Origin of the sequence: Aquitalea magnusonii (assembly GCF_003202035.1) — a bacterium.
Lineage (GTDB): Bacteria > Pseudomonadota > Gammaproteobacteria > Burkholderiales > Chromobacteriaceae > Aquitalea > Aquitalea magnusonii.
In genome coordinates, this window is sequence record NZ_QJKC01000002.1 from 172,672 (window position 1) to 186,806 (window position 14,135).

A 14,135-nucleotide genomic window follows, 5' to 3' on the forward strand; every position below is an offset into this window, starting at 1 on the left:
CACACATCCTGAAAGGACATCACATGACTGAGCAAACACCATCCGGCAACGAGGCCATCACGCTAAGCCGCGCCGGCTCGCAAGACTCCTACCGCGGCCCGGCAGAGTGGTTCAGCGGCAGCGTGCGCGTCGACCCGCTGTTTGCCGCACGGCCTCCGGCGGCCGGCTCCGGCGCCCTGGTCACCTTTGAACCTGGGGCACGCACCGACTGGCACACCCATCCGCTGGGGCAGACACTGATCGTCACCGCCGGCTGTGGCCGCGTGCAACAGTGGGGTGGCCCCATACAGGAAATCCGCCCCGGCGATGTGGTGAGCATCCCGGCGCACACCAAGCACTGGCACGGCGCCGCCCCCACCACGGCCATGAGCCATATCGCCATCCAGGAACAGCAGCAAGGCAGTGTGGCGAACTGGCTGGAGAAGGTCAGCGACGAGCAGTACGCCGGCTAGCGCCTGCCCAGCCAGGTGCGCCGGCTGAGCGGCCGCACCCGCTGGCGGGGTGCGGCTGTTTTCATGGCGCGCGGGCCAGATCGCCGGATTGTGCGGCAGCCTGGTCGCTTTCCTCCGCCAGTTCTGCCAGCTTGCGCGCTGCGATGCTTGCCACACGCCGCACATGCGCCACCGAGGCATCGTGTGCGGCTTGTGCATCGCGTTTTTGCAGTGCATCCACCAGCAAGCGCATTTCCTCGGCCGCTTCGGCAGCCCGCCCGCTCGAGCTGATGGTCATGGCCCGCAGGCGGTTGATTCTGGCATTGAGCGACTGCACGATTTCCCAGGCCATGCTCTGGCCACTGCCGTGGAACATCAATTCGTAAAACGCCGAGGTCTGCTGCAGTACGCCGTGGAAATCTCCCGCCCGGAATGCCGCCTGGATCTGGCTATTGATCAGCGCCAGTTGCTCAAGCAATGCCGTATCCGCCCGTTCGGCGCACAGCCGCGCCGCATGCCCTTCCAGCAAGGCGCGGATTTCATAGATTTGCGCCGCCTTGTCGGCATCCAGCGTGGCCACCACCGGGCCCTGATGCGGAATGGACTCCACCAGGCCCTCGGTTTCCAGGTGGCGCAGCACCTCGCGCACAATGGAGCGGCTCACCCCCAGTTCGTCGCACAAGGTGCGCTCCACCAGCCGTTCTCCTGGCTTGAAATAGGCACTGAGGATGGCGTCACGCATTTTTTCCAGCGTCAGCTCACGCAGGGTCTTGACGCTACGATCTATCTTCAGCGAGCTACCTTCTTTGGATGACATCGGTCATCTCCTTTATTCAATTCCACCCATACACAGGTATTTTATTTCAAGGTAGTCGTCGATCCCATGGCGGGAACCTTCCCGACCACTGCCCGATTGCTTGATGCCGCCGAAGGGGGCCGCCTCGCTTGCAATCAGCCCGGTATTGATCCCGACCATGCCGACTTCAAGCGCCTCCGCCACCCGCCAGATACGCGCATGGTCGCGACTGAAAAAGTAGGCGGCCAGGCCAAATTCGCTGGCATTGGCCTGGGCCACGACATCCTGTTCATCGCGAAAACGGAACACCGGCGCCAAGGGGCCAAAGGTTTCTTCCCGCGCCACGCGCATGGCAGATGTCACATCGCGCAAGATGGTCGGCTCGAAAAAGCTGCCGCCCAGCGGATGGCGCTGCCCGCCCAGCACGACCCTGGCCCCCTGCGCCAGGGCATCGGCAATGTGCGCCTCCACCTTGGCCAGGGCTTTATGGTCTATCAGCGGACCCATTGTCACCCCGGCCGCCATGCCATTGCCCACTTGCAAGGTCGCCACCCGCTCCCGCAAGCGGGACACAAAGGCTTCGTAAATGCCATCCTGCACATACAGCCGGTTGGCACAGACGCAGGTCTGCCCGGCATTGCGGTATTTGGACAGCATGGCGCCTTCGACCGCGGCATCCAGATCGGCATCGTCAAACACGATGAACGGCGCATTGCCGCCCAGCTCCATGCTGACTTTCTTGACCGTATCCGCACACTGGCGCAGCAGCAGCCGCCCGACTTCCGTTGAACCGGTAAAGGTCAGCTTGCGTACCAGCGGATTGCCGGTCAGCTCAGCGCCAATGGCCAGCGGATCACCAGTCAGCACATTGATCACGCCCGCCGGCATACCGGCCAGCTCGGCCAGCCGGGCCAGTGCCAGCGCCGACAAGGGCGTCAGCTCCGCCGGCTTGGCCACCACCGTGCAACCGGCAGCCAGCGCCGGGGCGATCTTACGTGCCAGCATGGCATTTGGGAAGTTCCAGGGGGTAATTGCCGCCACCACCCCCACCGGCTGCTTGAGGGTAAGCAAGCGGCGGTCGGGACCCGGCGCAGGAATCACCTCGCCATGCATCCGCTTGGCTTCTTCGGCAAACCACTCGATATAACTGGCGCCGTAAGCAATCTCGCCCCGTGCCTCGGCCAGTGGCTTGCCCATTTCGGCAGTCAATATCCGGGCCAGGGCGTCCTCATGCTGCAGCACCAGATCAAACCAGCGCCGCAGATACTGCGCCCGCTGCTTGCCGCTCAAGGCCCGCCAGCCGGGGCCAGCATTCGCGGCAGCCGCAATCGCCTGCCGGGTTTCCGCCGCGCCCATGCGCGGAACGCTGGCGATCTGCTCGCCCGTGGCCGGATTGCACACCGGCAGGCGTTCTGCCGCGTCCACCCACAGGCCATTGATATAGCAGCGCTGCACTAACAGCCCGGTTTCCTGCAATTGATCCATGCTTCACCCTTCAGCGACGGAGCACGTCCGTCGCCCTGATTGCTACGGTCTGCATTCAGGCAAACACATGCCCGTGCTGCGCGTCCCACTCCAGCACAGCCGATGAGCCGATGCACAGCCCCTGGCCATCCCCCACCGCCATGCGTACCGCCAGCTCCTGTTCCCAGGGGGTTTGCACGGCAAAATGCATGCTGTCGCCCAGATAGGTCATGTCGCGCACGGTGACGGCCAGGCCGCGGGCCGAGGCGGCATGCGGACGAATCCGCATTTTCTCCGGCCGCACCATCAGCGTGCCCTCGCTACCGGCGGCAAAGGCCCGGGCATCCCCCTCCACTGCCTGACCATTGGGGAAGATGGCACGGGCGCGGCCACCGCCCATTTGCTCCACCTTGACCGGCAGGAAGTTGGAATTACCAATGAAACCCGCCACAAAGCGCGACGAGGGATGCTCGTACAGCTCCTCACCCGTGCCCACCTGTTCGATACGCCCCTGGCTGAACACCGCAATGCGGTCGGACAGGCGCAGCGCTTCTTCCTGATCGTGCGTCACATACAGAATGGTCACCCCGGTTTCCTGATGGATGCGGCGCAGCTCGAACTGGATTTCCTCGCGCAGCTTTTTGTCCAGCGCCGACAGCGGCTCATCCATCAGCAATAGCGGCGGGTCATAGGCCAGGGCGCGGGCAATGGCCACCCGCTGTTGCTGGCCACCGGACAACTGGCCGGGCAGGCGGTCGCGATACTCCGCCAGATGCACCAGTTCCAGCATCTTGGCCACCTTGGCCTTGACCTCCGACTCCGGACGGCGGCGCACGCGCAAGGGAAAGGCCACGTTTTCGCCCACGGTCAGGTGCGGAAACAGGGTATAGCGCTGAAACACCATGCCGATGTTGCGCTTGTTGGGTGCCACATCCAGCAAGGACTTGCCGTTCAACAGCACCTGCCCTTCGGTCGGCTCCTGAAAGCCGGCCACGATATACAGCGTGGTGCTCTTGCCCGAACCGGACGGTCCGAGAAAGGTCATGAACTCACCCTGTTTGATGTCCAGGGAGACCTGATCGATGGCCACCACCTGATCGTAGGTTTTGCGCAGGCCACGAATCTGCAGGAATGGAGTCGTCATTGGCGTGAGCCTTTCTTCAAAAAGGAAGCCAGCAGCATCAGCAGCACCGTAAAGGCGACCAGCAAGGTGGATGCGGAGGCAATGACCGGGGTCAGATCCTGGCGCAGCGTGCTCCAGATCAGGACCGGCAGGGTTTGCAAGGTGGGACTGGCCATGAAGATGGACAGCACCACTTCATCCCAGGAAATCAGGAAGGAAAAGATGGCCGCGGCAAACAGTCCCAGCCGGATGGCGGGCAAGGTCACCCGCCATTTCACTTCCAGTGGCCCGGCACCACAGATCATGGCGGCGTCTTCCAGTGCGGAGTCGAAGCTCTGCAGCGAATTGCCGATGGTGATGATGGAAAACGGCAAGGCGATGATCAGGTGACCAATCACAAAGCCGGTCAGCGTTCCGGTCAGGCCCAGCTTGAGGAAAAAGGCATACAGGGCCACCGCCAGCACCACCACCGGCAATACCATGGGGGTCAGGAAAAACGCCTGCAATGCACTCTTGCCAAAGAAACGGCTACGCGCCAGGCCCAAGGCCGCCAGCAGTCCCAGCACCACCGACAGCAGCGTGACCATGACAGCCACCTTGGCACTGGTCAGCAGCGCATTGACCCAGACCGGGTCGGTCAGCAGCTGCTGATACCACTGCGTGGTCCAGCCCGGCGGTGGAAAGACCAGCCATTGCGAATCGCCGAAGGACAATGCCGCAATGAATACGATGGGCAGCAACAGAAACAGCATGACGGCGCTGCCAATCGCCACCAGGCCCCAACGCCAGCCGCCCAGACGGTCATAATCCAGCAACATGTCAGCGCCCTCCCATTTCACTGCGGCCCGCACCCAGATAGCGCAGCTGCACGGCATACAAGCCCAGGGTCACCACCAGCAGGACAAAGGCAGCCGCACCGGCCAGACCCCAGTTGAGCAAGGACTGCACCAGTTGGGCGATCAGCTCGGCCAGCATCATGTAGCTGGTACCGCCCAGCAAAGCGGGCGTCACGTAATAGCCCAGCGACATCACAAACACCATCAAGGCCCCGGAGGCAATACCGGGCAAGGCCAGTGGCAACAGCACCAGACGCAAGGACTGCCAGCGGCTGGCACCACATACCGCGGCGGCGCGCAGCGTGGAAGGGTCGATGGCGCGCAGGGTGGCATGCAGGGGCAACACAAGGAAGGGCAGCATGATATAGGTCATGCCGATGGTGACGCCGACCAGGTTATTCACCAGCGCCAAGGGCTGATCAATCACGCCCAGCGCCATCAGCACCCGGTTGATCAAGCCCGTCTGCTGCAACAGCACCATCCAGGCATAGGTGCGCGCCAGCAGATTGGTCCACATCGACAGCAGCAGCACGGCAAACATCAGCCGCGACCAGCGCTGCGGCAGGATGGCCAGCAACCAGGCGGTGGGAAAACCCACCAGCAAGGTAATCAGCGTAACCACGCCGGCTACCATGAAGGTATTGAAAAACACCCGCACATAGGTTTGCGAACCAAGCAATTCAGCATAGTTTTGCCAGCCAGGCGTCGGTTCCATGACGCTGCGCAGCAGCAAGGTGATCACCGGCACCAGAAAACACAACACCAACAACAGCAATACCGGCAGCATCAATTTGATGCCGCGCGTCTCGGCGCTCAGCCGGAATCGACGGCGCGCCGGCACAGCAACCGAACTCAAAGCAGTGGGCATGACAGCTCCTCGGGACAATCGCGACACAGGCCGTGGCCCTGCGCTGCGGCAAGGCCACGGCATTCCTGCCTTACTGGGTCTGCCAGGCATACCAGCGCTTGGCAATCTCGTCGCGGTGCTCGGCCCAGTAGCGCATGTCCAGATTGATCTGGCTGGCGCTGAACTGGTCGGGCAGCGTCTTGACCGCAGCGGGGGTCATCTTGGTTTTAGATTGCAGGTTGACCGGGGCATAACCGGTTTCCGTGGCAAATTTCGCTTGCGCCTCGGCACTGGTGGCATAGGCGAGGAACTGCATGGCCGCGGCCTTGTTCTTGCTGCCCTTTGGAATCACCAGCATGTCGGCGGCAGTCAGGTTCTGCTTCCACGACATGCCTACCGGTGCTCCGCTGTGCTGCAAGGCATTGATGCGGCCATTCCAGAACATGCCGATGCTGGCTTCACCAGAGGCCAGCAATTGCTGTGACTGGGCGCCACCGGTCCACCAGACAATCTGGCTCTTGATGGTGTCCAGCTTCTTGAAGGCGCGGTCGATATCCAGCGGATACAGCTTGCTGGCCGGCACGCCATCGGCCAGCAAGGCCAGTTCCAGCACGCCCGGCGCCGACCACTTGTACAGCGTGCGTTTGCCCGGATAGCGTTTCAGGTCGAACAGATCACTCCACGCTGCCGGGGCCGTTCCCTTTACCGCTTGCTTGTTGTAGCCCAGCACAAAGGAGTAATAAAAACTGCCCACTGCGTTGGCAGAGATAAAGCGCGGGTCTATGCCCTTCAGTTTGGACTGGTCCAGCGGCTCCAGCAGGCCATCCTTGGCGGCGCGATAGGCAAAGTCGCCCTCCACGTCCACCACATCCCAGGTGACATTGCCGCTTTCCACCATGGCCTTGAACTTGCCGTAATCGGTGGGGCCATCCATGGCAACGGCGATGCCGCTGGCGGCGCTGAAAGGCTGGGCCCAGTTTTTCTGTTGCGCTTGCTGGGTCGTACCGCCCCAGCTGGTGAACACCAGGCTTTCCGCCATGGCGGGAGCGGCGGCCAACAGGCTGATGCCGGCCAGCAAGGCCAGACGGGTGCGGATCGGTTTTGCTGCATTCATGATGTCATCTCCTGTGTAGAAGTCTGTGCTTCTGTTTCTCTTGCGTGGTATTGCTGTTTGGACGATCTACTGCAACGGGGAAAAGGCGGCCGCTTTCATGATCTTGCTTTCCATTTCTTCCAGCAGCGCCTGGATTTTCGGGGCAAAGGCGACCCACGCCGGGTCTGCGGCCAGTGCGGCACGTCGCGTTTCGCGCTCATCCAGACCGGGGTAAGCCCAAATGTGCACAATCTGGTTCAAGGGGCCGATTTCCGAGTAGAAATAGCCCACCAGCTCTCCCAGATACTGCTTTTGCAAGGCAATGCCCTCTTCCTCCACCAGCTTGAGATAGGCCGGCAGTGCCCCGGTCTTGATGCGGTAGGTGCGGATTTCGTAATACATGGCATGCTCCTCAGCGCATCACGAAGGGGTCGGCAATCGGCTCATCCGAGGTACGAATCCACACCGACTTGGTCCGGGTGTAATCCAGCACCGACTCCATGCCGCCCTCCCGGCCCAGGCCACTCTGGCCATAGCCGCCAAACGGCACGATGGGTGACACCGCCCGGTAGGTATTCACCCAGACAATGCCGGCACGCAGGGCGCGGGTCAGCCGGTGGCCGCGGCTCAGGTCGCGGGTGAATACTCCGGCAGCCAGGCCATACACACTGTCATTGGCCAGGGCCACGGCTTCGGCCTCGCTATCGAAGGTCAGCACGCTGAGCACCGGACCAAACAGCTCCGTAGTGACACTGGGAATCTGCGCGTCCGGGCAACTCAGAATGGTGGGCAGGTAGTAATAGCCATCCTGCCGCCCGGCCGGAACCCCACCGCCGGTCAGCAGCTCGGCGCCGGCCTGCACGCTGGCGGCAACCACTTTTTCGATATGCTCGCGCTGGCGGCGGGTGGCCAGCGGGCCCATTTCGGTGGCGCTGTCCTGCGGATCGCCAATATGGATGGCCTCGGCCTTGGCCTGCAGCCTGGCCAGCAGACGGTCTTTGACCCCGCGCTGCACCAGCAGGCGCGAGCCGGCCACACAGCTTTGGCCGCTGGCGGCAAAAATACCGGCCACAATGGCATTGCTGACGCTGTCCACATCGACATCATCAAACACCAGCACCGGGGATTTGCCGCCCAGCTCCAGCGTGGTATAGGCAAGGTTCTCTGCCGAATTACGCACGATGTGGCGGGCGGTTTCCGGTCCGCCGGTAAAGGCAATGCGCGCCACCAGCGGGTGGCTGGTCAGCACCTGGCCACAGTCCTGGCCATAGCCGGTCAGCACATTCACCACACCGGGCGGGAAGCCTGCCTGATGAACCAGCCGGGCGAACTCCAGCAAGGGGGCCGGGCCCTCTTCCGAGGCTTTCAGCACCACGGTGCAGCCCGCGGCCAGTGCCGGGCCCAGCTTGACGGCAGACAGAAACAGCTGGGAATTCCACGGCACGATGGCGGCAACCACGCCAATGGGTTCGCGGCGCAAGAAGGCTTCCATATCCGGCTTATCCACCGGCAGGCAGGCACCCTGGATCTTGTCGGCCAGACCGGCGTAATAGCGGTAATACTCGGCCACATAGCCAATCTGGCTGCGTGTTTCGCGGATGATCTTGCCGGTATCCGCCGTTTCCAGCGCGGCCAGCTGGTCGGCATGCTGGGCCACCAGTTCGGCCAGCTTGTACAGCAGCTTGCCGCGCTGGCTGGCGGTGAGGCCGGCCCAGGCCGGGTCGAGAAAAGCCCGATGTGCGGCCTTGACTGCACGGTCTACATCGTCGGCACTGGCGGCCGGCATGCTGGCCCACGCCCTGCCATTGGCAGGATTGATGCTGTCAAAACGGGTGTCGCCATCTTCAAACACCCCGTCGATATACTGCTGAAAGCTGCGCAACATGGTGACGGCTCCTTGCAATCGTCCAATCAGGCAAATGCCGGCATGACCTGCTTGATGAACAGCTCCAGCGACTTGAGCTTGCGCTCGAAATCCATATGACTGTCTATCCAGAAGCTGTACTGGTCGTAGCCCAGCGCCTCGTAGCCCTTCAGGCGGGCGATCACCTCGTCTGGCGTACCGATCACCAGATTGTTGCGAATCAACTCCGGCGCATAGTTGGGGAACATCGCCAGGTCTTCCTCGTTCAGCGGCTCGATAAAGCCCTGCCTGATCGGCTTTTCGTTCTTGAACCACTTGCTGAAATAGCAGTAGAAACGGCGCATGTCATCAACACCTGCGTCCACCTCGGCAGCGTTTTCGCCAACAAAGGTATGCATCAGCATCATGATTTGCGGCCGCGGCACATCCGGGTGATTGGCGCAGGCGGCATTGAAGCGCGCCATCAGGCTGGCCACTTCCCCGTCGCCGGCCGCCAGCGAGGTCACCTGCACATTGCAGCCTTGCGACACGGCAAAGTCATGGGAATTGGGGTCACGCGCAGCCACCCACAGCGGCGGATGCGGCTGTTGCAAGGGACGGGGAACCGGCGTGGTCTGGGGGAAGCTCCAGTATTCGCCCTGGTGGGCATAATCACCGGCGAATAATTGTTGCAGGCAGGGAATCATCTCGCGCAAACGGCCACCGGCCCCCCAGGCATCCAGCCCCGGGAACATGCGTTCGTATTCAAAAGAATAAGCCCCCCGTGCAATGCCCACATCCAGCCGACCATTGCTGGCCAGGTCCGTCATGCCGATTTCGCCAGCCAGCTTGATGGGATGCCAGAACGGTGCCACCACCGTGCCGGTGCCCAGGCGGATCTTGCTGGTTTTGGCGGCCAGGTAAGCCAGATTGACAAAGGGATTGGGGGCGATGGTGAATTCCATGCCGTGGTGCTCGCCAATCCAGGCGGTCTCGAAACCACCCTTTTCGGCCACCTGCACCAGTGCGGTCATCTCATCAAACAACTCTTTGTGCGGCTTGGCAGCGTCGTAGCGCTCCATGTGCAGAAACAGCGAAAACTTCATGATGTCACTCTCCTCATTGCTTTCGAATTGAAGCTGTTTTTCTATTGCGACGTTTCATGCCCGTGCCAGCGACTGCACCGAACCACGCTGGGCATCACCCATGTAAATCCCGAAGGCGTCTTCGGTACGCTCGCGCACAAAGCGCTGCAGCATGGCGCGCTCTGCCTCATCAGCGACCTGCTCCCATGGAATGCTGTCCAGCGCCAGCCACTGCAAACTGCTGGTGGCCGGCCATGCCCCGGACACCCGGCCCCGGTAGAACACATTGACGCCAGTGGCGTCGGCAGCACCGTCCTCGTATACCGCAAACAGGAAGTCCAGCTGCGCATCCAGCCCCAGCCCGGCCAGCACGCCACGCAGGCTGTGGGCATCGGATGCCGGTTCCAGCCGTGTGCCAGTGGGCAACGTGTAACCCCTGTCCGTTTTCAGCAGCACCACCCCACCCTGATACTCCAGAATGGCCCCCACCCTGGCACGCGGCCCGGCAGCGGCCAGCGCGTCTTGCGACAGGCTGAAGGTAAGGTAGGCCCCACGCCCGTAACCGAGCGGGCTGACACTGGTATTGGCAAAATCCACCACGCGGCCGATCAGGATGATATGGTCGCCCGCCTCCACCACTTGATGGGTTTCACAATCAAACCAGGCGGCGGCGCCAGCAATGATCGGACTACCGGTCTGGCCTTGCTGCCATGCCACTTGCTCGAATTTGTCCGCCGCCTTGGAAGCGAACAGACTGGACACCTGCTTCTGATCCTCGGCCAGAATGCTGATGGAAAAATGCCCCGCGGCAGAAAATACCGGGTAACTGGCGGCAGACTTGCCAATGCAGATCAGCACCAGCGCCGGGTCCAGCGATACCGAGGTAAACGAATTGGCGGTAAAACCGCGTGGCGTGCCATCTTCCTGCCGGGTGCTGACCACTGTCACCCCGGTGACAAAAGCACCCAGGGTCTTGCGAAACTCCATTGCATCAATCGTTTTCGACATGATTCCTCACTCCTGCGAATGACAGCCAGTCACCCCGCCACGGGTGGTTTCCAGGAAAATGCGCAGCCGCCGGTTCACCCTGTCCGGGGCAGTGACATTCATCATGTGGCGTTCTGCCGCCACGATATCCAGCTGCCCCTGCGGTGCCAGTGCCGCCATGGCGCGCGACATGTCCGGGCTGGAGTTGGGATCACACTCGCCGGTCATGAACAGTGCCGGCATGGCCAGCGATGGCAGCCCCTCCGCATGCACCGCATCCGAGCAGGCAAACAGCTGGTAGGTCCGGGCATAACCTAGCGGATTCACACTGTGCAAAAAGTGGCGCACCATGCTGGCCGACTGCTCCAGCGCTAAGGGCACCGGCTTGCCAAACCAGCGATCCAGTGTCGAATCCACGGTCGCCGTCACACCGCCGTGCGCCAGGGCTGCCGCACGCTCCAGCACCGCCGCACGCTGTGCGGCCGTGCGCATGAACACCGCATTCAAGGCCGCCACGCGCAGTACCCGTTGCGGATAAGCCAGGGCAAACTCCAGCGCCACCAGCGCCCCCATCGAGTGCCCCACCACATTGGCGGCGGCAATGCCCAGGTGGTCTAGCAAACCCGCCAGCTGCTCTGCGTAATCACGCAATGTGGCATCCGCCGCGGGCAATGCACTGCCACCATGGCCCAGCATGTCGTAGACAATCACCTGGTAGTCCCGGCTGAAGGCGGCAATCTGCGGCGTCCAGATTTCCTTGCCCATGCCCACGCCATGCACCAGGACCAGCGGCTCTCCGCTGCCATGGACAGTGAACGCCGTACCGTCTGCCGTGCCTGCCATCGGTACTGGCAGAGGAGCATGTTCAGGCTTCATTGCTGCCAAGCTCCTGCAGGTCCTGATAGCGGTTGCCGATGCGATGGTGCGGCCGGCCACCGATGGATGCACCCAGCGCCACCACGATTTCATCGGCGGCCGGCGCATCATTGATGGAAAACTGGAGGGTCAGATAATGCGAACGCATGCCCTCATCATCCTTGTGCATCATCGGGATGGAGATGGCGCAATTGGGCCCGCCCCGCACATTGGTAAAGCTCAGGTAGCTCTTGGCACCCACCGCCTTGCGATAGAAATTGCCAAAACGCAGGGTGTGGATCAGCGCCGAGGCATGCTCGATCTCCCCCGCCACCCCCACCACCGCAGCCTTGCCATAGCCCTCGATCACGGCACCGGAACCGGCCATGCGCAGGATTTCCGCAGTCAGCAGCTCCCCCAGCACCGGTGCGATGGCATGAATCTCCGGCTTCAGGTCCTCGACAAAGCCGCGCCCATGCCACGGATTTTTCAGCACCACCGCCGCCGCAAACATCTTCAGCGGCACGGGCGCGGCCTTCCCTCCCTCGATCAGCGTTTCCTCAACATAGCTCACCACCTTGCGAATACCGGCATCCATCTTTCTGTCTCCTGTTGTCTGGCTGCGATGGCCATCACTAAATATGATGGTATTACGGTATACCAAGAAAAAATCGATTACAAGGTATTTGTATGATGGTATACCATCGGACAAACAAAAATGACACACCCACAACAACGCAGCGCTTTCACTTTCATCGACCACAACAAGGAGCAAGTAATGAGCACGGAAACATTTCAGCAGGGCCTGGACATCCGCAAGGCGGTACTGGGAGAGGACTATGTCAATCAGGCACTGAACAATGCCGACGCCCTGAGCATGCCGCTGCAGCAGCTGGTGACTGAATACTGCTGGGGCACGGTGTGGGCACGCGAAGGACTACCACGCAAGACGCGCAGCCTGATCAACCTGGGCATGATTGCCGCTCTGAATCGCCCACACGAGCTGAAACTGCACATGCGTGGCGCATTGAACAATGGGTGCAGCAAGGAGGAAATCGTGGAAGCAATCCTGCAGATCGCCATCTACTGCGGCGTCCCCGCAGCAGTAGACGCCATGCGGATTGCCCGGGAAGTCTTTGCCGAGCCTGCTAGCGCTTAGCCCCAGCCAGCACGCATCGCCATGCCGTGGACTGAGCGGCCCGCAGTCCCGGCATGGCACTGGCTCGCAAGCAACAGCACACCCGGCCGGATACTGCGTGCCGCCGTACCGCCAGCAAAGAGCCAGGGTCGGCAGCACCACCCGCAGCGGCAATGGCCAACAGCCCAGCCGTCCTGGAGCCGATCAGCTCATTGACTACAGGCAACTTGACTACACGCATCATGAGTTCGAAAACGTGCTGCATGACTATAAGCCGGTGTCGGGACCAGCAAGGGGGTGCATTGGCAAAATCCGTAGGCATTCTCAAGCCGGGCGGCAAGATCGTGTCACTCTTGGCCCACGGGAAGGCGCACTTGCCGCAGCAGAGGAACACCCTGCCATCAGGCGGAGGACTTTCCGGTTCCAGCCTCTGCCAGCTTGCAGAAAATCGCACGGCAGCCAAACCCTGCCCGGCAAAAACCAAACCGCCAGTCAGCCCTTGCGAGCACGCACGACAATCCATGCGACCAATTTGCGACAGCGGGTATCGGGTAATACGGCGTTTTACAGTGGAATACAGAGCTGCTGACACCGTAGAAAAAGGCTAAAACCTCTTTATCCACGGTCTTTTCGGAGAAATACGGACTATCAGGAGAAAAATCTGTGGTGCGAGCGGAGAGACTCGAACTCTCACGCCTTGCGGCGCTGGAACCTAAATCCAGTGCGTCTACCAATTCCGCCACGCTCGCCCATCAGCAGCGCCGGAAAGCACTGCGAAAGAGGCGGCAAATATACCTCAGGATTCCACGCTGTTCAAGCACCATGTCGAATGAACCATTGGCATGTTTTCATGTCACAATGCAGGCACACTGTTTTGTGACAGCGCAACAAACCCAACAATAGAGAGGGCAGCATGCAACCGGACCTGCACAATACCTACCAGACCAGCACGACCAGCGGCCTACGCAACAAGGTGCTGCGCAATACCTATGCGCTGCTGGGCCTGTCGATGATCCCCACGGTAATGGGTGCCCTGATTGGCACACATCTCAATTTCGCCTTCATGGCAGCCAGCCCCATCATGGGCATGCTGGCCATCATGGCGGTATTTTATGGCCTGGTCTTTGCCATCGAGAAAAACCGCAATAATTCGCTGGGCGTGTTCCTGATGCTGGGCTTTACCTTCATGATGGGCCTGCTGCTGGGACCCTTGCTGCAGTTTGCACTGCGTTTGAGCAATGGCGGCCAGCTGATCATGACCGCCGGCGCAGCCACCTCGCTGGTCTTTGTGGTCATGGCCGGCATTGCCAGCACAACCAAGCGTGATCTGTCTGCACTGGGCAGCTTCCTCACCATCGGCGCCATTGTACTGATGGTGGCTGTGGTGGCGAATATCTTCCTGCAAATGCCGGGCATGCAACTGGCGATTGCCGCCGCCTTTGCCCTGTTCAGCTCGCTGATGATTCTGTGGCAGGTCAAGGTTGTGGTAGACGGGGGTGAAACCAGCTATGTATCGGCAGCACTGTCGATTTACATCAGCATTTACAATCTGTTCACCAGCCTGCTGCAATTGCTGATGGCTTTCAGCGGCGAACGTGACTGATCCTGCGTCGTGCTTCTGTAAAAAAAGCGCCCCT

15 protein-coding genes and 1 tRNA gene are annotated in these 14,135 nt (G+C 61.3%); 3 read left to right on the forward strand and 13 right to left on the reverse strand.

The features are described from left to right. The first annotated feature begins 23 nt into the window (after positions 1-23). Complete coding sequence (locus DFR38_RS02580; protein ID WP_204377561.1) at positions 24-452, forward strand: (R)-mandelonitrile lyase; 429 nt, start codon at positions 24-26, stop codon at positions 450-452. Positions 453-513: 61 nt separating this feature from the next. On the opposite strand, the gene DFR38_RS02585 is transcribed toward DFR38_RS02580, so the two are convergent. The 12 genes from DFR38_RS02585 to DFR38_RS02635 form a co-directional block, all read right to left on the reverse strand. Continuing rightward, positions 514-1,248 carry a GntR family transcriptional regulator gene (locus tag DFR38_RS02585; protein ID WP_059287237.1) on the reverse strand — a complete coding sequence of 245 codons (735 nt, stop codon included), beginning with the start codon at positions 1,246-1,248 and terminating at the stop codon, positions 514-516. A gap of 12 nt (positions 1,249-1,260) precedes the next feature. Beyond that, on the reverse strand, positions 1,261-2,712 hold the full coding sequence (locus DFR38_RS02590; protein ID WP_110312950.1) for an NAD-dependent succinate-semialdehyde dehydrogenase: 1,452 nt from the start codon (positions 2,710-2,712) through the stop codon (positions 1,261-1,263). 55 nt (positions 2,713-2,767) lie between these two features. After that, positions 2,768-3,835 (reverse strand): ABC transporter ATP-binding protein, encoded by a 1,068-nt coding sequence (locus DFR38_RS02595; protein WP_110312951.1) that lies wholly within the window; start codon positions 3,833-3,835, stop codon positions 2,768-2,770. Then, positions 3,832-4,632 (reverse strand): ABC transporter permease, encoded by an 801-nt coding sequence (locus DFR38_RS02600; RefSeq protein ID WP_059286648.1) that lies wholly within the window; start codon positions 4,630-4,632, stop codon positions 3,832-3,834. The genes DFR38_RS02595 and DFR38_RS02600 overlap by 4 nt, the downstream gene beginning before the upstream one ends. A gap of 1 nt (position 4,633) precedes the next feature. Further along, positions 4,634-5,518, reverse strand: a complete 885-nt coding sequence (locus DFR38_RS02605) for an ABC transporter permease (protein WP_059286647.1) — start codon at positions 5,516-5,518, stop codon at positions 4,634-4,636. 70 nt (positions 5,519-5,588) lie between these two features. After that, the gene (locus DFR38_RS02610) at positions 5,589-6,611 is read right to left on the reverse strand and encodes an ABC transporter substrate-binding protein (RefSeq protein WP_059286646.1); all 1,023 of its coding nucleotides are present in this window, start codon (positions 6,609-6,611) and stop codon (positions 5,589-5,591) included. Between the two features lie 66 nt (positions 6,612-6,677). Further along, a complete protein-coding gene (locus tag DFR38_RS02615; protein ID WP_059286645.1) occupies positions 6,678-6,992 on the reverse strand; it encodes an NIPSNAP family protein in 315 nt (104 codons plus the stop codon). Positions 6,993-7,002: 10 nt separating this feature from the next. Then, a complete protein-coding gene (locus tag DFR38_RS02620; protein WP_059286644.1) occupies positions 7,003-8,475 on the reverse strand; it encodes an aldehyde dehydrogenase in 1,473 nt (490 codons plus the stop codon). Between the two features lie 26 nt (positions 8,476-8,501). Further along, positions 8,502-9,539, reverse strand: coding sequence for an LLM class flavin-dependent oxidoreductase (locus DFR38_RS02625; protein WP_059286643.1), 1,038 nt, complete (start codon positions 9,537-9,539; stop codon positions 8,502-8,504). Between the two features lie 54 nt (positions 9,540-9,593). Further along, complete coding sequence (locus DFR38_RS21400; RefSeq protein ID WP_211310704.1) at positions 9,594-10,526, reverse strand: flavin reductase; 933 nt, start codon at positions 10,524-10,526, stop codon at positions 9,594-9,596. A gap of 6 nt (positions 10,527-10,532) precedes the next feature. Continuing rightward, positions 10,533-11,381 (reverse strand): alpha/beta fold hydrolase, encoded by an 849-nt coding sequence (locus tag DFR38_RS21405; protein ID WP_059286642.1) that lies wholly within the window; start codon positions 11,379-11,381, stop codon positions 10,533-10,535. Beyond that, the gene (locus DFR38_RS02635; RefSeq protein WP_059286641.1) at positions 11,371-11,958 is read right to left on the reverse strand and encodes an amino acid synthesis family protein; all 588 of its coding nucleotides are present in this window, start codon (positions 11,956-11,958) and stop codon (positions 11,371-11,373) included. Before DFR38_RS02635 ends, DFR38_RS21405 begins: the two co-directional genes overlap by 11 nt. Positions 11,959-12,138: 180 nt before the next feature. Between DFR38_RS02635 and DFR38_RS02640 the strand changes: the two genes are divergently transcribed. Beyond that, positions 12,139-12,519, forward strand: a complete 381-nt coding sequence (locus DFR38_RS02640) for a carboxymuconolactone decarboxylase family protein (RefSeq protein ID WP_059286640.1) — start codon at positions 12,139-12,141, stop codon at positions 12,517-12,519. A gap of 643 nt (positions 12,520-13,162) precedes the next feature. On the opposite strand, the gene DFR38_RS02645 is transcribed toward DFR38_RS02640, so the two are convergent. Beyond that, positions 13,163-13,247: transfer RNA gene (locus DFR38_RS02645), tRNA-Leu, on the reverse strand. Between the two features lie 164 nt (positions 13,248-13,411). Between DFR38_RS02645 and DFR38_RS02650 the strand changes: the two genes are divergently transcribed. Then, complete coding sequence (locus tag DFR38_RS02650) at positions 13,412-14,101, forward strand: Bax inhibitor-1 family protein (protein WP_059286638.1); 690 nt, start codon at positions 13,412-13,414, stop codon at positions 14,099-14,101. Positions 14,102-14,135 lie beyond the last annotated feature (34 nt).

Coding starts and splice junctions, on each gene's coding strand:
- DFR38_RS02580 (WP_204377561.1), top strand. CDS start 24: ATGACTGAGCAAACACCATCCGGCAACGAGGCCATCACGCTAAGCCGC.
- DFR38_RS02585 (WP_059287237.1), bottom strand. CDS start 1,248: ATGTCATCCAAAGAAGGTAGCTCGCTGAAGATAGATCGTAGCGTCAAG.
- DFR38_RS02590 (WP_110312950.1), bottom strand. CDS start 2,712: ATGGATCAATTGCAGGAAACCGGGCTGTTAGTGCAGCGCTGCTATATC.
- DFR38_RS02595 (WP_110312951.1), bottom strand. CDS start 3,835: ATGACGACTCCATTCCTGCAGATTCGTGGCCTGCGCAAAACCTACGAT.
- DFR38_RS02600 (WP_059286648.1), bottom strand. CDS start 4,632: ATGTTGCTGGATTATGACCGTCTGGGCGGCTGGCGTTGGGGCCTGGTG.
- DFR38_RS02605 (WP_059286647.1), bottom strand. CDS start 5,518: ATGCCCACTGCTTTGAGTTCGGTTGCTGTGCCGGCGCGCCGTCGATTC.
- DFR38_RS02610 (WP_059286646.1), bottom strand. CDS start 6,611: ATGAATGCAGCAAAACCGATCCGCACCCGTCTGGCCTTGCTGGCCGGC.
- DFR38_RS02615 (WP_059286645.1), bottom strand. CDS start 6,992: ATGTATTACGAAATCCGCACCTACCGCATCAAGACCGGGGCACTGCCG.
- DFR38_RS02620 (WP_059286644.1), bottom strand. CDS start 8,475: ATGTTGCGCAGCTTTCAGCAGTATATCGACGGGGTGTTTGAAGATGGC.
- DFR38_RS02625 (WP_059286643.1), bottom strand. CDS start 9,539: ATGAAGTTTTCGCTGTTTCTGCACATGGAGCGCTACGACGCTGCCAAG.
- DFR38_RS21400 (WP_211310704.1), bottom strand. CDS start 10,526: ATGTCGAAAACGATTGATGCAATGGAGTTTCGCAAGACCCTGGGTGCT.
- DFR38_RS21405 (WP_059286642.1), bottom strand. CDS start 11,381: ATGAAGCCTGAACATGCTCCTCTGCCAGTACCGATGGCAGGCACGGCA.
- DFR38_RS02635 (WP_059286641.1), bottom strand. CDS start 11,958: ATGGATGCCGGTATTCGCAAGGTGGTGAGCTATGTTGAGGAAACGCTG.
- DFR38_RS02640 (WP_059286640.1), top strand. CDS start 12,139: ATGAGCACGGAAACATTTCAGCAGGGCCTGGACATCCGCAAGGCGGTA.
- DFR38_RS02650 (WP_059286638.1), top strand. CDS start 13,412: ATGCAACCGGACCTGCACAATACCTACCAGACCAGCACGACCAGCGGC.